Source organism: Reinekea sp. G2M2-21, from assembly GCF_015687175.1.
In the GTDB taxonomy this organism is placed as follows: Bacteria; Pseudomonadota; Gammaproteobacteria; order Pseudomonadales; family Natronospirillaceae; genus Reinekea.
Genome location: NZ_JADPQG010000009.1, coordinates 1 through 17,086, shown reverse-complemented (window position 1 = coordinate 17,086; position 17,086 = coordinate 1). Strand labels below are relative to the sequence as shown.

Sequence of the window (17,086 nt, the reverse complement as noted above, 5' to 3'; positions counted from 1 at the left end):
GTTCCACATGGGTAACCCTGTTATTTCTGTCCACGTAAGCCGAGGCGGTATCGTGGAATCTAAACACCGTATTCACGCGGTCATCCTATCTTCGGATGGTCGTCAATTACACAGCTGGGGCGACATGCAATCGCCGGTTTATCCCCGCAGTGCCATTAAGGCGTTGCAAGCCCTTGCGTTCATGGAGTTGGGTGGTGCCGAACACTTTCAGTTTACCGATGAAGAAATAGCCATTATGTGCGCCTCGCACAATGGCGAGGAAAAACATACGGCAACCGTGCAAGCGATGCTGACCAAACTCGGAATGCATCTGCACGACTTTGAATGTGGCCATCATTGGCCCATGCGCGTACAAGCCGGTTACGCGTTAGCACGTGCCGGGCAGACGCCGAACAATCTACACAACAATTGTTCCGGCAAACACGCGGGTATGTTGGCGTTAGCCAAACTAATGAACGCCGATAATCGCCATTACATAAACATCGATCACCCGGTACAGCAGAAAATAGCGCAAACCATGGCGCAAATGTGTGAATGTGATTTTGAACAGGCACCTTGGTCACCTGATGGATGCTCTGCGCCCACCTGGGCGATTCCACTGCCTAACCTTGCCTTGGGTTTTGCCAAGTTCGCAGACCCGGTAGGGTTAGCCGATAACAGCAAGAAGGCCTGTCAAAAGTTATTTCAGGCGGTCGTCGATAATCCGTTTATGGTGGCAGGAACCGAACGCTACTGCACTGACATGATGGGTGTATTGGGCAGCAGGGTGTTTTTAAAAGTGGGCGCGGAAGGTGTTTACATTGCGGCTATTCCGGATTTAAAACTGGCCATTGCATTGAAATGTGAAGATGGTGCCGCGCGGGGTGCGGAATCGGTGATGACCGCCCTGCTCGATTTAGTCGGCGCAACAGATCATGTCGACTCAAAACATTTAGTGCCTTACCGGCAGGTCACTCTGAAAAACTGGAATGGTTTGCGCACTGGCGATGTTACCTGTGTACTGCCGGAGTTATCCTGACGTTATCATGTAAACTGGTTTTTGGATTGAACAGATAACCGAATCAATATGGGGTTTCAGACCATAACCCTTTGGCATAGCTCCCAAAGCGCAACCTTATTGGAATCGTATTTAAGCAGTGCGTGTGCGGTTGCAACATCAACCCAACGAAGCTCAGCGTGCTCATAGGAAATCACTTCTAACCCGTAGGTTTCGACAGCAAACGCGTATTCAGGAATGACAAAAACATCATCGCCCCATGCCTCGTGTCCGGCATAGTGAACTTTCGGCAGCATTGTTCTGCTGTCCAATTGCTGCCAATGCTCACCAGTCAGGTTCGATTCTTCCATAAGTTCACGTTTAGCGGCTTCCAATGGAGTCTCAGTATTTTCACCCCCTCCAGAGATGGCTTGCCAAGTGCCGTCATCGGCCCGTTTACCGATTAACACCTTCAGAGTTCTTTCTTCTGTACGATATGGAAAAACGATAACTTGAAATGGCGCTCTCATCCCGACAGCCCAATCCGCTCGACAATCATTTTAGCGACTTCGATAGGCTCTAATGCTGAGTTATCAATGGATAGCGTATTCTCATGCGCAATTGGGATAAACGGCATCTCATCAAGTATCTCCTGTAATTTGGCAGCATCTGATAACTTACTCGAGTTTACCCGTTCTTCGGTAACACAACGTGCCCGTAAAATGTCGGGGGTGGTCGTTAAATGCACCGGGTACACTTCAATACCCTGTTCAGCAAAAAAGTCCAGAAAGGTTTTAATCTCGACAGTATCTGACTGATTACACGTCATGGATGTCAGTACCAAACAGCCGACGCCTAGTTCTTTCGCCTTGGCGATCACCTTTCGTCGCAGTATATCGGTAAAGTCAAAGAAATCCTTTTCACCAAACGCATCGTAAATCGCGAGGCTGACGTCGATGGTCAGGTGATTATGCAAAAGTTTAAAATCGTATTCGTCTTTCAGGCATTTAGCGACGGTCAATTTTCCGGCAGCCGGTGCGCCGTGTAACCAAATGATTTTCATAACATCCTTCCGGGTACTGTATTCAGTGACTATTGAGACCTAAGGCAACTCTGATTAATTCAAATCACCTCAGACCTATCAGATCGAAGGATGAGCGAGGCGTGTGTTGCAGGGAATGGCGAGTCCTTTTCAAAACACACAACAAAGCTCAGTCATCGATCTGAAGGTCCCGGAGGGCGAGGCTGAAATGGCAAATTTCTTTGTTAAGCTCTTTGCCAAGAAAATGAATATTGCCTGCAGAACTTGTCTCGAACTTTACGCATTTCTTCACCCGCTGAGGTAGATAGCAATTATTCAGAGTTGCCCTAAAGACTTCTACCAGACAATCGGCGTATGCTTTACGCACTACATCTGATCCCAGTCTATGCGCAGTGCAATAGAATTTCCTTACTAAACTAAGAACACTAAGCCAGCTCCGATTCATTTTAATCAACTCAGCCCTTTCATAACGAGTGACGAGCGAGGTGTGTATAGCAGTGAATGGCCAGTCCTTTTTAAAACGCATAGCAATACGCAGCCATTGATCTGGAAGCACCAGGAGCGGGACTGAAATCGTAATTTTTTTTGTTACGCCCTTGACCAAGTGACAGGTTATAGACTGCAGAGCGTGGCTTGAAATTTTCGTATTTCTGTACCCGCTGAAGCAGATAGTAATTATTCGGAGGCGTCCAAGGAAGCCTTCTAAGAAGAACGATCATACGCGTTAAAGCTGAATACCCAGTTTTTTAAGCACCACCAACATAATGAAGTAACTGACAATCGTTGCCGATACCGACACTCCTAAACTCAGATAAAAACCCCAACCGCTTTTCAACAGTAGCGGTAACATCACAAACAACACCAGTGACGGCAACACCAGCCAGAACACACTTACCGCCAGCGCACTGACTTTCTCCACATCTTTGGTGTCGATATACAGCCAGAGTATCGCCATGACAGAGATCAGGGGTACCGACGCTAACACGGCACCGACCAGGGAACTGCGTTTAGACACTTCAGAAATCACCACTATCAACAGAGTTGTCACCATTACCTTCAATGCGTAGTACATACTTAAGGGTACCTCTAAAAAGTCCGTCGATCTCTGCGCGTGTGCTAGCTGCGTGCAAGACGACTGGGAAAACAGCATTCTGTGCCTCAGTGGTTTCGTTGTCAATTTGAATGGTTACCGCTTTTTACTAGGAATGCCTCAACGCATGCTCAAACCAAAAACATACCTGAGTTCACACATTGACTGTTAACCATGTACCTATTTGGAATATTCATACTGTCATAACGTTAACCAATTGGTATTTCAAGGAATATCCAATTTCTTTTCAGCCTGTGTCCGGTACTGTTAACTTGCTCTATATGCAAGCACTAACACCACCAAAGCTTCAAACTTTAAAAAGGATTTAATACAGATCATGACCTGTCACTTCAATTTCTCAACTTATACGCGATTGCCACTACTGGGCGGGTTACTGTGGGCGACGGCCGCCGTCGCAGCACCGCTGGAAGGTTTCGCGACGCTTAATGGTGGCACCACAGGTGGCGAAGGCGGACAGACCGTCTATGCCAGCACCGGTACCGAAATTAACCAAGCTATGTGTCAGCGCGCCAGCAAAGAGACACCGCTGATCATTTATGTAAACGGCACCATCAACCACGAGAATACCCAGAAAGTCAGCGGTAATTGCGATACCACCGGTGAAGAAATTCAATTCAAGGGGGTGAAAAACATCTCGCTCATCGGCGTTGACGATAATGCCTTGTTCGATGAGATAGGTATTCATCTTCGCGATACATCCAATATCATCATTCAAAATGTCCACATCCGTAACGTAAAAAAGAGTGGTTCACCTACGTCTAACGGGGGCGATGCCATCGGTATGGAATCCAATGTGTTCAATGTCTGGATCGACCACAACGAACTGGAAGCCTCCGGCGGGGAAAGCGATGGCTATGACTCACTAATAGACATGAAAGCCACAACCCAGTACGTCACTGTGTCCTATAACTACCTGCACCATTCTGGTCGGGGCGGTTTGATTGGATCCAGTGACAGTGATGACAACAACACCTATGTCACCTTTCACCACAACTACTATGAACACATCGACTCCCGCACGCCGTTACTGCGTCACGGAACGGCTCACGCCTACAACAACTACTATCATCACATCAGCAAATCCGGAATGAATCCGCGAATTGGCGGCAAGATGAAAGCGGAAAATAACTATTTCCAAGATGCTCAGAACCCCATCGGTACCTTCTATACAGATAAAATGGGTTATTGGGAAATCAGCGGCAATATGTTCGAAAATGTTACCTGGAAAGACAGCGAGAACGAACATCCCGCCGGACCGAATCCCGTTTCGACCACTACTATCACAATCCCTTATACCTATCAGTTAGATGACACAGCTTGCGTCCGCACTATTGTTTCGCGTAGCGCCGGTTCTGGTAATGGATTGCTGGTTTCCGATGGTGAATGTGGCGTCACAGGCCAGCCCGACCCAACTGATCCAACTGATCCAACCGATCCAACCGATCCAACTGATCCAACCGATCCAACTGATCCAACCGATCCAACTGATCCAACAGATCCAACCGATCCAACCGATCCAACCGATCCGGAAACGCCAACCGACGTTAACTTGTCTATCGGTGCCGGTTCTGACGGCTCCAGTAAAGGTATGGGAAGTTTTGGCAGTGTCCGCGACGGAGAGCTGGAAACCTTTTGGGCACCCACAGCCGCCGACGGCCGAATTTCGATTAAATGGCCAACCGACGTTACGTTAAATACTGTGATTATCCGTGAAGCGGCCGACTACAAAGGCAACATTCTGGATTGGCAACTGGTTAATAACGATACCGAAGCTTTGCTTGCCAGCGGAACCGGTGCAGGAGAAATCACCTTTGCCGAGACAACACTGGCCAAAGTTGACTTTATTATCCTAACGTCCAACAACACACCCACTGTCGCCGAATTTGAAACCTATTTGCGTAGCCAAGATGATGCCGATGCACCGGATGATGGCGACAACAGTGACAATGGTGACAGTGGTGACAGTGATTCCGATAACGCTGACAATTCCGATAACGACGCAGATAACGGCGATGCAAACTCGGATGACTCAAGTGACTCGGCGGACAACGAAACCGGAACCCAAATTAACATCGGCGCATTCTCGTACCTGATGTTGCTGTGCTTACCGCTCCTTATCGGCTATCGAGTCAGAGCGCGCGGAGCTTGCACCGAAAACTGAAAAGCAGGGTATCTGCGCTAAGGCAGACATGTTGTTTTAGACTTACGGTAGGGGCAGTCAACAAAGGCTGACCCCTTTTCCAAAGGAAATCCAGGGTATATTTGAACGCGCTAGGTCTGACTGAAAACCGGCACTGGTTCCGACGCAACCAACAACCGAAACCCCAAAATACAACCAATTGCCATCAACGTTGAAAGCAATAGAACCTGTTGCACCGACAGCCACCCAGACAAGGCAAATACCAGCAAACCTGAAACCGGTTTACTCAAGTTATTCACCACCATTAACAACCCCATCGCTTTGCCGTAGTCCCGCCGGGCGATAATTTCCATGCGCCGGGTTCGAATATACACACTGAACATACCATCGAACGCCAACACCAAAACGGCCCCCAGCAAGAAAAGCACATAGTGCTGCGCCAAACTGGCCACCAAGCCGCCGAGCGACATCATGACAAACGATACCCGGCCCCACCCTGTTGACGTGAGCCAATGAGAATAGCGGGACAACAGTAACAGAACTCCGACTGCCGCGATGGCACCAGCAGCCTGAAGCTGAGCATAGTCCGCTGCCGTTCCGGCAAAAACGCCGACGACCGCGGGGGCGCCAATCGCCAACAATGTGGCAAAAATCAGGTTAATCAGAAATGTCGATGCCACCACTTTCCGCAACGCACCGGAGCGCAACAGATACGCCTGGCCGACACGGAAATTATCTTTCAGGCTGTTGGTCAAAAGCACTTGATGATCGGGTGGTGGCGGCAAAACCCGTTGACCAATACCGACGGCCAACAATGCCATCGACACCGCATAAAGCACACTTATAGCCACGACTAAAAAGGGAACCGACACCCACAGCAACAACCCTGCCGCCGCCATAGGCGACCCAACCAAAGCGACCTGTTCGAGACTTTGCACTTGCGCCTGAACCTTAGAAAAAAGTGACTTCGGCACCAGGTCTGTTAACAACGTTTCCTGAGCCATAAAGTTCACCGTATAACCGACACCATTGCATACGGCCAGTACGACCAACGGCGTCATGCCGGGCGCCAGCAGCAACCACACTGCACACACCACACACGTCAGCGCACGCCCTCCATTGACCCAGTTCAGCAAAGTGACCAACGCTATCCGGTCAACAAAACTGCCGGTTAATGGCCCGGCTGCGACCTTGACCAGATACTCAATCGAAAACGCCAACCCCGCCAAGGCAGCGCTGTCGGTAATTTGAAAAACAGACAATGGGATTAAAAACATCAGACCATAGTCAGCAAAAGAGGTCACAAATCGGTTGAGGTACAAAGCTGGGTTCACTGGCGAGTCCACCTGGTTCAGAAGAGCGCACAGTCTATTTCCTCGCTTAAAATTTAGTAATACACTGATCAGCAACTTCAATAGTTACTTAAATCTATGAATAAGGTCCGTCATGTCCCGAACCGGCGATAAATTTCAACGCCTGCGCATCTTCGTCACCTTGGTGAAAGAAGGCTCCTTCGCTGGAGCGGCTGCGCGATTGCAACTGAAAAGCCCGACGATCAGCAAAGCATTGCAACTGCTCGAAGAAGAGCTGAACACGCAATTGATTGTACGCAGCACGCGCAGCATGCATTTAACCGAACCGGGTGAGCGCTACTTTCAGAAAGCCAGTTACCTCATTAATGAGCTGGATGAGCTGGACAACGAAACTCGGCAATTTAGCGGCACGCCGCGTGGCCGGTTGAGAGTCACCGCACCGGTTGCGCTCGGAGAACACGTGCTGGGACCCTTATTGCCTAAATTTCTGCAACAGTACCCGGACATTCAACTGGAACTGGATGTCTCCAACGACATTAAAGACATGAAAAAAGAAGGTTTCGATGTGGCCATTCGCGCCAAAAAATCCGGGACCGACCTCGGGCTTTTCTGCATACCGATCCGCTCATTAACCCCCACTTTGGTTGCCAGCCCAACCTACCTGGCGCAATTCGGTACACCCACCCACCCTGACCATCTTTCCAAGCATCAATTTGTGCTGCATCGTGGTGGAAAAAAACTGTTCAACCGTTGGCGGTTCCAACGCCATGAAGAACCGGAACTCTTTTTCGAGGCCACCAGTCGATACGTCAGCAATCATATTTCGCTCGCCATTGAAGCTGCCTTGCAAGGTATGGGCATCATTAACACGTACCTGTTTTACGTAGAAGATGCCTTAACCGATGGACGCCTGGTAAGGCTATTGCCCGACTTTCAACAACCGGACATCAACCGTTATGCGTTTTACCATCAACGCCGCCAGCTATCGCCAAAGCTCGACGTGTTTTTGCGTTTTCTGGAACAGGAAATTGGTTTGGAGAGGTGAGGTTTACTAACTCGCAAGGATTAGAACGTTTGAGTAAGAAAGCGATCGTAAGCAGCAACTCGGGCCATCCAATAAACACCTACAACCAAAACACTCATTTCCGAAACCGCTGCCGAGTTATCCACATCATTGAGGCGCCCAGTAAAACCATCGCCGCCGTCAACAGCAGGGTTGCGTTGTAAGAACCTTGCGCTGTTGTTAACGCCACGGCATACAGTGGGCCGGTGACCTGCCCAATACCATAGGCGGTGGTAATCGCCCCCATGACGATGACCGGGTGGCTGGTCATACTTCCGCCCAGTGTCATAAACAGGGCGACCAACGCGACAAACGTTCCCCCGAAAAGTAACCCGGAGAAAAGGTTTAACCATATGTTAGTGGTCAATACCGGAATCAATAAGCCAATTACCTGCAACACCATCGTCAGGACGATGATATTTACGCTGCCGAAACGATGAGCCGCGCGCATCCACAAAATACACGATGGTACTCCGGCCAACCCGACCACGGTCCAACCATAGCCGCCGAAACCTTCCAGCCCCTCCAATGAATTGATGATGTCGGGCAGAAAGGTGCCCTGCACCACCATACCCAAACCTTCGGTAAAATAAGCAAACATCAACACGACCACCGTGCTGTTCAGCGCCGTAAAATCAAACTTTGCGACTACGGTTCCTGTAGGCTTTGATTCGTTCACTGACAAACCATACACGGCATAACTGGCCGCGATGGCAGCGACCAACGCGTTGACCAACCAGGCGTCTTGCCACGAACCTCCCATAAGACCCACCAAACGACCAATCAAATCTGTCACCACAATGGACAAACCAATGCCTGAAAAATGAATACCCATAGCCTTGGTTTTATCCGCCATGTTCAGTTTGGTCATCACAATGGCCGAACCCACGACCAGCGCCATGGCTGCGCCAAAGCCCGCGACCACCCGCGACACCAACCAGACCACTTCCGAAGTGGTGACGGCCAGTACCAACGTCGTAACGACACAGATCAACATGCCGAGCCGAAAAAATCGAACCTTGGCGTGCAGGTCTTTCAAGAAAATCGCGAATATGGCACCGGAGAGGTAGCCCAGATAATTCACACTGGCCAAAAGCCCTGCGAATGGAAGTGAAAGTGTGGTTTCGAGCATCGCCGGCAGCAGCGCTGTGAAGGCAAAGCGCGCAGCCCCCACTCCAACAATTAACGCCAGGATGCCAGCCAACAGAATGGCCAGCGGATGATTTCTGTTCAGTAGAGTCATACGATTGCTGTCTATATTGAATGAAGGAAGCGGCAGTGTACGGCTGCAAATAATGTATGCTTCGTTGGCCATCGAACTATCGGAACCATCGTGCTGTTATACTGCCTATCTGTCTACACACCATTCGTCGTAGGACTAAGTGAGCCGAAACATGCAACCTGAGATATCCACCATTGGCAGTTTAATTGGCGACCCGAGCCGCGCGCGGATGTTGACGGCTCTGATGGGAGGCAAAGCCCTCACCGCCACAGAGCTGGCCTTAGAAGCAGACATCAGCGCACAAACCGCAACCAGCCATCTTTCACAGTTGGTCTCTGGCAAGTTACTGGTGGTTCGCAAACAAGGGCGACACAAATACTTTCAGCTCGCCAATCAGCAAGTTGCCGAAGTACTGGAATCACTACTCACGCTCAGCACCGTGTTGCTGATACCAAACATTGCCACAGGCCCTACCGACCCTGAACTGAAACATGCCCGCATATGCTACGACCATTTGGCAGGCGAAGCCGGTGTTGAACTGTACGACGCGCTCGTCTCACAAAAAATCATTGTGGACAATCAAGAACAGACGCACCTGACCGACCTGGGTCGCGCCTTTTTTAACGAACGAGGGTTTGACTTCTCGGCAAAAGGACGCAGCAAAAGACCGCTGTGCAAATCTTGCCTCGACTGGAGCGAACGCACCAATCATTTAGCAGGAAGGTTAGGACAATGGATATTGGACGATCTTTTTGAACACGCGATGGTGACACGCCGGGCCGATTCCAGAGCGGTCATTTTTACGGCCAATGGCCGTAAACGATTCAAAGCACGCTACGGTCTTTAATCACCAACGGCTTTCAGGCAATACCCACAATGCAGACAGTTTTCTATTTGCATTGTTAGTGACAGTACTGATTTGGCGAGGTTTGCCGCACTTTTAAATCCTCATCGCCATATGGCGCACTGACTTTCAATCCTTGAGAATTGATTGACGATGAAAAGGCGTTCGGCTCGATACAACCGTCCATCTGCTCAGTGACTGAACCATCGTCAATATCGAACACCAAATAACCCGACTCCAGCTTAACCCAAATACTGTTATTACCCTGCCAATGGTACAGGGGTATGCCGTTCTGCGATGCTATTGCTTGCGAATACATCACACGGCTCTCCGTGGGCTTACCGACTGGAACAACCGTCATCGCGATCAAATGGGTATCCAGTTCGGAACTGTACTCCGTTTGATAGATGGCAATCCTGTCACCATCGGGCGGCAGGGCTGCAGACAGCACACCCGCGATTCGGGCATCGTAAATGGTCTTGCTTTGGCTGGATAAATCATACGTACGCAGTTTAATGTCGTTAGGCGTCTCATTAGAATAATAAACCAGCAACTGATGTTGAGCTGAAAAATACAGCGGATACACGAACATAAGTGGTTCTTCTTCAAACAGCAATGAACCATCCACCACACTTTGAGACTGAGTCACCATTATTCGGTTATGCTCAACATCAAAATCATGATAAAAAGAATATGGGTAATGGGTGCCCTCGACGGCGACATACACGATCGCATGATCGTTGTCACTCCAAATGGGGCTGTCCAAATAACTCTCACTATGAGGGATACACCCTGCGAGAAATAACAGCGATGTAATGGCCATCATCCAGTGTGTCGTGCGGGCAGTTCCTTTCATTCTATATCCCTTGTTACGGTATCATTCTTGTCAGTCTATGATTACCAAGGGTAGAAAAGCAACGCTCGGTTGACTAAAGACACGCCTTTTAAAGAGAACTTATGTTGTACATGCACTAGCATTCAGCAGGCGAACAGATTGTTTCATCTGGATCCTATAATTACCCGGCGTTGTTATGCACCCCTGAGGCGCATGTCCAGTTAAGGGGTTCGGAACACTGAAGGTTCCTGCCTATTTTAATAGTTAAGGCAACTCTGATTAATCTGGTGATGCTTTTCGAAGTTGATACCGCCAAGGGTGGTTAAGAATCAATGACTCAGCTCCCGTCGATTTTCTTGGTGACATGAATGGTCTATATTTTTGAAGCCTAATAGTAAGCGTATGTAACTTTCGGTGTTGTAGTTGTTGGCGGGAGTACGCGAGGAAGGTTAATTCCTCGCTTTTTTTTTTAATCGTTCAGGCCATACTCAAGATAATGCTTTAGATTGTTACTTTTTAAAAATTTTCGACCAGTCACTGAAACTATTTGGGAAGTGAACAGCAATACCACCGGTTATGTCGAGGCCAGTATCCACAAGTTCGTCCGAACCCGTACTCAAATCCAGCATAAATAATTCCAAGGTACTGTATACCGAAATTCGCTCGGTCAGAAAATAGTCCGCACGGTAATAAGGCGTTACGAAGATGTTCGCATCTGACGTTACATCGTTCACATCGGTATAGGTGTAACGGTAGCCGTAAAAACCTACGGTGTGAACCAACCCGGTTTTTGCCATTGGGTTATAGCCAAACGCGTAAGCGGCACCGGCACGCAAATAGACCGATTGCTCCATAGCATCATCGAATCCATAGTTTTGAAAGCTAAATCCAGCATTCAAGGAAACATTTTGCTTTGGATAAAACGTTACGCCGGATGAAAGATAAAAACTCTTCCAGCCGCTATCTGAGTCGCTTGAGTAGTTAGCGAAACCGGTTAGTGCGTATCCACCAGGTTCAAAGTTCTCTCCTATGGAACCTGCGAGTGCGATGGATGATGAGAGTAAAGAAACTGCGAATAATACTGATTTTTTCATACTTTACCTTTTAGCTTTTGAAAAGCGGACCGGAAATCAATAGGGCACCTTTTTTTCTTTGACTTAGCCCTTTGGTTTGTACTAATTAGTGATTCTTTCGATGCTAAAAATACTAATTCACGGCATTAAAGCTCTATAACGTTCAATAACGATATTGCTTCCATCTTTTTGAAAAGTGTAAATGTATCCTTCATAGTTCCATAGATAATCAACATCTTTGAAATATAGGTATTGTAATGGGTCAAGGTTTTCAATACTTCCAATAAAAAGCTTACCTAAAAACAGGCTACTACCTAATTGTTTAACACTTCGATACCTTTTAGATTCGGGCGTCTGTCTAGTGAATTCAATCAATTGCTCCGTGCCATCATATAAATAGTCATACCAAGTCTTATCGGCATAATTCAACACCGAAACATAAGCGAACTGATCACTCACCGCTCTAATATTTATCGGAGCTAAAGGACCTTCAGGATTCGGTAGACTGAAATCAATAAGTTCAACATGCGATTTACATTGCCTATAAATTTCCTTACCTGTAGTGAAAACATAGCAATCACTTCTCTCTAAATAGGTTGCATCTGTATAGTTTTTTTCAAACACTAGGTGTTTAGTACCATCTGCGAGATTGACTGAATATGTCTTTCCGTTCTTCGCGAACAGTGGGCGAGAATTTGTAAATTCGGGAAATGCATCGAATTGTAATCGCAGTCCATTTGATAAATTGAGCGCTTCATTATCTGATACCAACAACACATTCCCATTATTATAACAATTAAGTCTCTCGAAATGTCCGGCTACAATATCCGTTACTAAGCCTTCTATTTCAATCAAATAGGTTTTCGCAATATCCCGACTAGAAAGGTAAATCGTGTTATCACATATACCCACCAGCGAGTATTTATATGGTCCATCATATAAATGCAATTCAGTTAACAATTCAGCCTGCGTAAATGAATTGAGAGATATACTAGTCAGCACAGTCAAGAATATTTTGGTAATACTCATATAGCCCTCCATCTCGGTTTCCCTCTACATCATTATATTCGCCATAAATTCTATCAACATAGCCCTGAGTTTCCTGTGGCAGATTGTCAGCTATAGCTTCATAGTCAACCAATCCTTGTCTTTCACTATATGCACCAAACTCACGAGAAATTCTATTGTTTACACAGCCCGGCCCACAATTGTATGAGGCGCTAGCGAGCATTCGGTCATCAAGATCCGTCGCACCTTCTTCATCCATCCTGTCGTAGAGATAATCCAAATATGCTCCACCTGCAGTGACGTTCATCTCCGGATTTGTTCTTAAATCACGAAAACCACCACTACCGTTATATGGCATCAATCCTTCACCGACTGCAGTGCCCGGCATGAACTGCATTAGTCCAACTGCTCCGACATAGCTCACGGCGTTTGTATCGAAATTCGATTCCGCATGCATATGGGCCATGATTAAACCAGCAGGAACTCCAGTTTCCTCCGATACAGCAATAACTGTTGATTCAATTGTAAAGGCGCTTCCCGCCCTTTTAGACCTTGAACCCCAATCACCATCTGCACCATAGGAACCTAAATCATACCCAGCAACAATCAAATCGACTTGAGCGGCAAAAATTTCAGATTCACTAGCATTTCCAGACATTACATTAGCAACATTAAGCCTAGCTGAATCTCGGTTCCAATCGTGACCAGAATCCTTAACTTCTACTAAACCCAACGGATCTACCCAAGCCAACGCATTCCCACTCACATACCCATATCGCATCTGCTGCGCCGGGTCTCTGAGCAAGTCATTCTGGCTGCGACCAATATAGCGCATCAGTTCGCTCAGTGCGCCTGCTGGTAACATCAGGTTGGCGTGGTTGTATTGATCACCCTGGATGAACCTGCCTTTCTGCGCGTCGTACCAGCGTGCATCCATATTCGCTAAGCCGGTCAACGGCTCTGCGTACTTACCGGTATAGAGGTTCTGCATCACATTGCGGTTCGGGCTGTGACTACTAAATGTGCGCGTCATTTGCTCATCGCTGTAGCGGTGTTTAAAGCCGTAGGCTTGCCCCATCGGTGTATAACCGTAACGGTATTGAGCCGTGGCATCGAGACCAGTCACCTTGATTGTGCTGTTCTGGTAGTCCCCGTGAAAGTAAAACGCTGGTGCCAGGTCGGCGCCCCAACCGGTAACGTCAAACTCTGCGTTCTGCCACTGCGGTAAGGTTTGCTTCAGTAATTGGCCATACAAGCCTGCGACGGCGTTCGGTCGGTAGGTTAACGCGCGGTAGGCCTCGAACCCGGTTTGTGCGGTGCCGGTGTATTGCTCCACTTCCTGACGGCCGTCGTACAGACTGGTGTAACTGTAATCAGCCACCTCAATAAGGGACAAACTGGTCAGAAACCGGCTTGCGTTAACGGTTGCAAGTACATTAAACTGAACGACGTTACATACATGTCAATTTGAAGATCTTCGGCATGACGTCTAACACCTTTTTTTTTAGTACAAAGGAAATTAGGCCCCCTCAGATGAGTGGACTTATAAGGATGACAATGAAAAGTTTAAATGCAGCACTAGCAATTTCGCTTATTCTTTTACTGGGGTGCAATCAAGACAACAGTAAGAGTAATGATGAAAGTACAGTTTGTACTAAAACCGGCCAGGCTTTAATGAGCCATCAATGGTCAAATTCAGAATTTGAATTTCCGATCGAAACGCCCAGTTGTTTCAAAGACAAAGAAGTAGAGTTGGAAAAAAAAGAAGTACCGCTGAAAATAAATACGCCATTACCGCTTGGCATCGAAGTATCTGATTTCGCGAAAATCACCGCAACAGCATATAAAGTGCAAACAGTTTTTTCCATTAAAAACACATCGGATAAGCTGTATTGCTTTGTCAGTTTAAATGATCTAGATTTCTTCAACACATCCAACATGCGCCAATATTCAGATGAACTGGCTTATATGGATGGTCAATATGTTAAATTCAATCAATCAAACATAGGAACAGATACCTGTTTAAATTCGGGTGAAACACGCGTATTTGCATCCGTAATGTGGCCTAATCAGAATGACGGCATTGAAGAAATTGAACGCATTGAGGTCAGCAGTATAGAGGTAATGAATATTGACAAAGACGATGCATCAATGCCAACGCAAATAACAGCCAATAAAATATTCTGGACCGACAATAGTTTTAAGATCGAGCTAGAAAACAATAGTGATAAACACTACTCAGTAAATGCGAAGTCATTAACATTTGACGAACAAGGTTATGCAGTCGACTTAGACTTTCTGTCTCTTGAGGCCGATGAAGATTCTATTGGACCACAAGAAAAAATGTTCCTAGTGGGTGATCAGAGCATCGAAACCCCCAAACACTTTCTACAACTGTTTTTGGAATGGGACGAACCTGAAGACATACAAAACCGCCTTTTGCGCTCCAGTCATTCGAATAGCCGTTTTCTTACTCATGAAGAAAAATACATACAGGATGAAATTGCACGACAGCAAAGCCAAACACTATATTTTTCTCTTCAATAGTCTATTGCTTGCCATGTGCCGACTACCCAATGGGCAGTCGGCCATGGGTTCCGTTCGCGTCCCTAGGTCACGCTCCACTGACTGTCATTCTCAAACCATCCAGCCAAATGCGGTTCCGGCGAACATCCGTTCATAGTTCAAATCGACAGGCGATCTTCCTGTTGGTTTTAATTCGCCAAACAGATATTTAACAAAGGCGGTTTGTGAATGCTCGTCGGGCGAATAACAATTCACGTAACAAGGTACTTTGGGGTATTCATACACATGATAGGGGCTGCCAAATGAAGCCATCACCAAACGGGAGTGGTGCGACTTCATCGCTTCGACCAAGGCTCGGCTGTAATTACCGGCCAAGCGAATTCGACCCGTTGCCCAGGTTGGTCCATAAACCGTGGCGATGATAATGGCGTCGTATCCACTCAAGTCGTGCCAATCGGGCATGTGAAACTCATCGCTTTCGCTCCAGCGAACCACGTCGATCCCTCTGGCTCGAAGCTGATCATCAATACCGTCAACGTGGTACTGGGGATCCCCTCGTAAATGCATGCACAACACTTTCATGCCCGTCGTTAACGGAAAGGCATCGGCCGCGTGTGTGTTCACCACTTCCGTCAATGCCTGTTCTGCAACCTGTGATGCGGTTTGGGCAAAACGCTGTTGATCGTCAGCGCTCACAGCAGGGCGTTGAACGTTTTGGTGGATGCCCAATGTTTCTTTCAGTGCCAACAGCCGACGTACCGATTCGTCGATCCGCGCTTCGCTCAGCCGACCCGTTTCAACAGCATTAATGATGGCCTGAAATGCGGGTTTTGGCTGACAGAACAAAACCATGTCGCAACCGGATTCTATACTGCGCACCACTATTTCAGATTCTGGATACTGAGTGCAACTGCCGCCCATACCAATGGCGTCTGAAATGATGACACCGTCGAAGCCCATTTTTTTACGCAGTAGATCGGTGGTGATTTTTTTCGACATCACGGCGGAAGGTGCATCCGCCAGTCTTCCGGTCTCACCGGGGTCGACACAGGGTAGCGCAATGTGGCCGATCATGATGGACCAGACGCCTGCATCAATCATGTCCTGAAACAGTTGCCCACTGCTGGCTTGCCAATCGTCAAACGAAAGCGGGTTAATGGTGGTGCAAAGGTGCTGGTCGCGGTCGTCGAAACCGTCGCCTGGAAAATGTTTGGCACAAGCAACGAGTCCGTTTTGCTGCATGCCGTGAATCATTTGCGTGGCGAACGCTTTTATTGTGCTTGGCTTGTCCCCGAAACTGCGCGTATTGGTAATGGGGTTGTGAATGTTGGCGTTGATGTCGACCACAGGCCCAAAACTCCAATGCACACCCACATCGAGGCCTTCTTTTGCCGCGGCTTCACCCATCACGTAGGCATGATGTGCGTCACCCGTGGCGGCAACCGCCATGTTATCCGGGAAGACAACGGCGCCATTGACCATTCGACCGGCGCCATTTTCCAGGTCCGACGCCACGATGGCGGGCACGGTTAAGCGGGCCTGCAGTTTGTCCGATAACTGTTGCAAAATCTCTTTGCGTTCCGGGAAGAAAAAGGCACCGCCGACTTCAATATCGTGCAGGCTGGCCAACGCCTGATCCACGCCTAAAAACGGCATTAAAAACGGGTGCAGCAGCTGACCCACTTTTTGTGGCAACGACATGGCCGCGAGAGTGGAACTCACCCACGTTGAATGCAAATCCGGATGATAACGTTCAGTTTTTTGTTGTTGGTCTGACATACCCCACTCCTACTGCGACAGAAAATAAAAAAAGGGGTAATACTTTACCCCTGAAAGCGCAAACGCTGGCTTGCGCTCGTGTGTTGCAACAAAACAACGACACGGAGAACTGTGAGTTTATTCGTATAAATAACACCGCACAAAGTGGTCCTCG

General features: G+C 47.9%; 15 protein-coding genes. 5 read left to right on the top strand and 10 right to left on the bottom strand.

Annotation, left to right across the window (positions count from 1 at the left end):
• Positions 1–7 precede the first annotated feature (7 nt).
• On the top strand, positions 8–1,018 hold the full coding sequence (locus tag IYN85_RS22550; protein ID WP_196161228.1) for an asparaginase: 1,011 nt from the start codon (positions 8–10) through the stop codon (positions 1,016–1,018).
• Positions 1,019–1,074: 56 nt separating this feature from the next.
• Here the strand turns inward: IYN85_RS22550 and IYN85_RS22545 are convergent, their stop codons facing one another.
• The 3 genes from IYN85_RS22545 to IYN85_RS22535 all read right to left on the bottom strand — a co-directional run bounded on the left by IYN85_RS22545 (position 1,075) and on the right by IYN85_RS22535 (position 3,090).
• Positions 1,075–1,506, bottom strand: coding sequence for an NUDIX pyrophosphatase (locus IYN85_RS22545; protein ID WP_196161227.1), 432 nt, complete (start codon positions 1,504–1,506; stop codon positions 1,075–1,077).
• Positions 1,503–2,039, bottom strand: a complete 537-nt coding sequence (locus IYN85_RS22540; RefSeq protein ID WP_196161226.1) for a hypothetical protein — start codon at positions 2,037–2,039, stop codon at positions 1,503–1,505. Before IYN85_RS22540 ends, IYN85_RS22545 begins: the two co-directional genes overlap by 4 nt.
• Before the next feature lie 703 nt (positions 2,040–2,742).
• A complete protein-coding gene (locus IYN85_RS22535) occupies positions 2,743–3,090 on the bottom strand; it encodes a DUF3147 family protein (RefSeq protein ID WP_196161225.1) in 348 nt (115 codons plus the stop codon).
• Positions 3,091–3,445: 355 nt separating this feature from the next.
• Between IYN85_RS22535 and IYN85_RS22530 the strand changes: the two genes are divergently transcribed.
• Entirely contained in the window at positions 3,446–5,290 is a 1,845-nt protein-coding gene (locus IYN85_RS22530) for a polysaccharide lyase family 1 protein (RefSeq protein ID WP_196161224.1), read from the top strand.
• 110 nt (positions 5,291–5,400) lie between these two features.
• Here IYN85_RS22530 and IYN85_RS22525 read toward each other — a convergent pair whose 3' ends face one another.
• Positions 5,401–6,603, bottom strand: a complete 1,203-nt coding sequence (locus IYN85_RS22525; protein ID WP_196161223.1) for an MFS transporter — start codon at positions 6,601–6,603, stop codon at positions 5,401–5,403.
• A 112-nt stretch (positions 6,604–6,715) separates the two neighbouring features.
• Here IYN85_RS22525 and IYN85_RS22520 point away from each other — a divergent pair, with 112 nt between their 5' ends.
• Entirely contained in the window at positions 6,716–7,627 is a 912-nt protein-coding gene (locus IYN85_RS22520; RefSeq protein WP_196161222.1) for a LysR family transcriptional regulator, read from the top strand.
• Positions 7,628–7,721: 94 nt separating this feature from the next.
• Here the strand turns inward: IYN85_RS22520 and IYN85_RS22515 are convergent, their stop codons facing one another.
• The gene (locus IYN85_RS22515) at positions 7,722–8,888 is read right to left on the bottom strand and encodes a YbfB/YjiJ family MFS transporter (RefSeq protein WP_196161221.1); all 1,167 of its coding nucleotides are present in this window, start codon (positions 8,886–8,888) and stop codon (positions 7,722–7,724) included.
• Between the two features lie 151 nt (positions 8,889–9,039).
• Between IYN85_RS22515 and IYN85_RS22510 the strand changes: the two genes are divergently transcribed.
• Positions 9,040–9,714 carry a helix-turn-helix transcriptional regulator gene (locus IYN85_RS22510; protein ID WP_196161220.1) on the top strand — a complete coding sequence of 225 codons (675 nt, stop codon included), beginning with the start codon at positions 9,040–9,042 and terminating at the stop codon, positions 9,712–9,714.
• A 55-nt stretch (positions 9,715–9,769) separates the two neighbouring features.
• Here the strand turns inward: IYN85_RS22510 and IYN85_RS22505 are convergent, their stop codons facing one another.
• From IYN85_RS22505 to IYN85_RS22490, 4 genes are all read right to left on the bottom strand, one after another.
• Positions 9,770–10,567, bottom strand: coding sequence for a hypothetical protein (locus tag IYN85_RS22505; protein WP_196161219.1), 798 nt, complete (start codon positions 10,565–10,567; stop codon positions 9,770–9,772).
• A gap of 488 nt (positions 10,568–11,055) precedes the next feature.
• Positions 11,056–11,640: a hypothetical protein gene (locus IYN85_RS22500; protein WP_196161218.1), complete on the bottom strand. Its 585-nt coding sequence runs from the start codon at positions 11,638–11,640 to the stop codon at positions 11,056–11,058.
• A gap of 117 nt (positions 11,641–11,757) precedes the next feature.
• Positions 11,758–12,648 carry a hypothetical protein gene (locus IYN85_RS22495; RefSeq protein ID WP_196161217.1) on the bottom strand — a complete coding sequence of 297 codons (891 nt, stop codon included), beginning with the start codon at positions 12,646–12,648 and terminating at the stop codon, positions 11,758–11,760.
• Entirely contained in the window at positions 12,611–14,023 is a 1,413-nt protein-coding gene (locus IYN85_RS22490) for a transglycosylase SLT domain-containing protein (protein ID WP_196161216.1), read from the bottom strand. The genes IYN85_RS22495 and IYN85_RS22490 overlap by 38 nt, the downstream gene beginning before the upstream one ends.
• A 161-nt stretch (positions 14,024–14,184) precedes the next feature.
• On the opposite strand from IYN85_RS22490, the gene IYN85_RS22485 reads away from it, so the two are divergent.
• Positions 14,185–15,174 (top strand): hypothetical protein, encoded by a 990-nt coding sequence (locus tag IYN85_RS22485; RefSeq protein ID WP_196161215.1) that lies wholly within the window; start codon positions 14,185–14,187, stop codon positions 15,172–15,174.
• A gap of 90 nt (positions 15,175–15,264) precedes the next feature.
• On the opposite strand, the gene IYN85_RS22480 is transcribed toward IYN85_RS22485, so the two are convergent.
• A complete protein-coding gene (locus IYN85_RS22480; RefSeq protein WP_196161214.1) occupies positions 15,265–16,932 on the bottom strand; it encodes a glycoside hydrolase family 3 protein in 1,668 nt (555 codons plus the stop codon).
• Between the last annotated feature and the right edge of the window lie 154 nt (positions 16,933–17,086).

Coding starts and splice junctions, on each gene's coding strand:
- IYN85_RS22515 (WP_196161221.1), bottom strand. CDS start 8,888: ATGACTCTACTGAACAGAAATCATCCGCTGGCCATTCTGTTGGCTGGC.
- IYN85_RS22550 (WP_196161228.1), top strand. CDS start 8: ATGGGTAACCCTGTTATTTCTGTCCACGTAAGCCGAGGCGGTATCGTG.
- IYN85_RS22535 (WP_196161225.1), bottom strand. CDS start 3,090: ATGTACTACGCATTGAAGGTAATGGTGACAACTCTGTTGATAGTGGTG.
- IYN85_RS22495 (WP_196161217.1), bottom strand. CDS start 12,648: ATGAGTATTACCAAAATATTCTTGACTGTGCTGACTAGTATATCTCTC.
- IYN85_RS22545 (WP_196161227.1), bottom strand. CDS start 1,506: ATGAGAGCGCCATTTCAAGTTATCGTTTTTCCATATCGTACAGAAGAA.
- IYN85_RS22520 (WP_196161222.1), top strand. CDS start 6,716: ATGTCCCGAACCGGCGATAAATTTCAACGCCTGCGCATCTTCGTCACC.
- IYN85_RS22510 (WP_196161220.1), top strand. CDS start 9,040: ATGCAACCTGAGATATCCACCATTGGCAGTTTAATTGGCGACCCGAGC.
- IYN85_RS22530 (WP_196161224.1), top strand. CDS start 3,446: ATGACCTGTCACTTCAATTTCTCAACTTATACGCGATTGCCACTACTG.
- IYN85_RS22505 (WP_196161219.1), bottom strand. CDS start 10,567: ATGAAAGGAACTGCCCGCACGACACACTGGATGATGGCCATTACATCG.
- IYN85_RS22540 (WP_196161226.1), bottom strand. CDS start 2,039: ATGAAAATCATTTGGTTACACGGCGCACCGGCTGCCGGAAAATTGACC.
- IYN85_RS22485 (WP_196161215.1), top strand. CDS start 14,185: ATGAAAAGTTTAAATGCAGCACTAGCAATTTCGCTTATTCTTTTACTG.
- IYN85_RS22500 (WP_196161218.1), bottom strand. CDS start 11,640: ATGAAAAAATCAGTATTATTCGCAGTTTCTTTACTCTCATCATCCATC.
- IYN85_RS22480 (WP_196161214.1), bottom strand. CDS start 16,932: ATGTCAGACCAACAACAAAAAACTGAACGTTATCATCCGGATTTGCAT.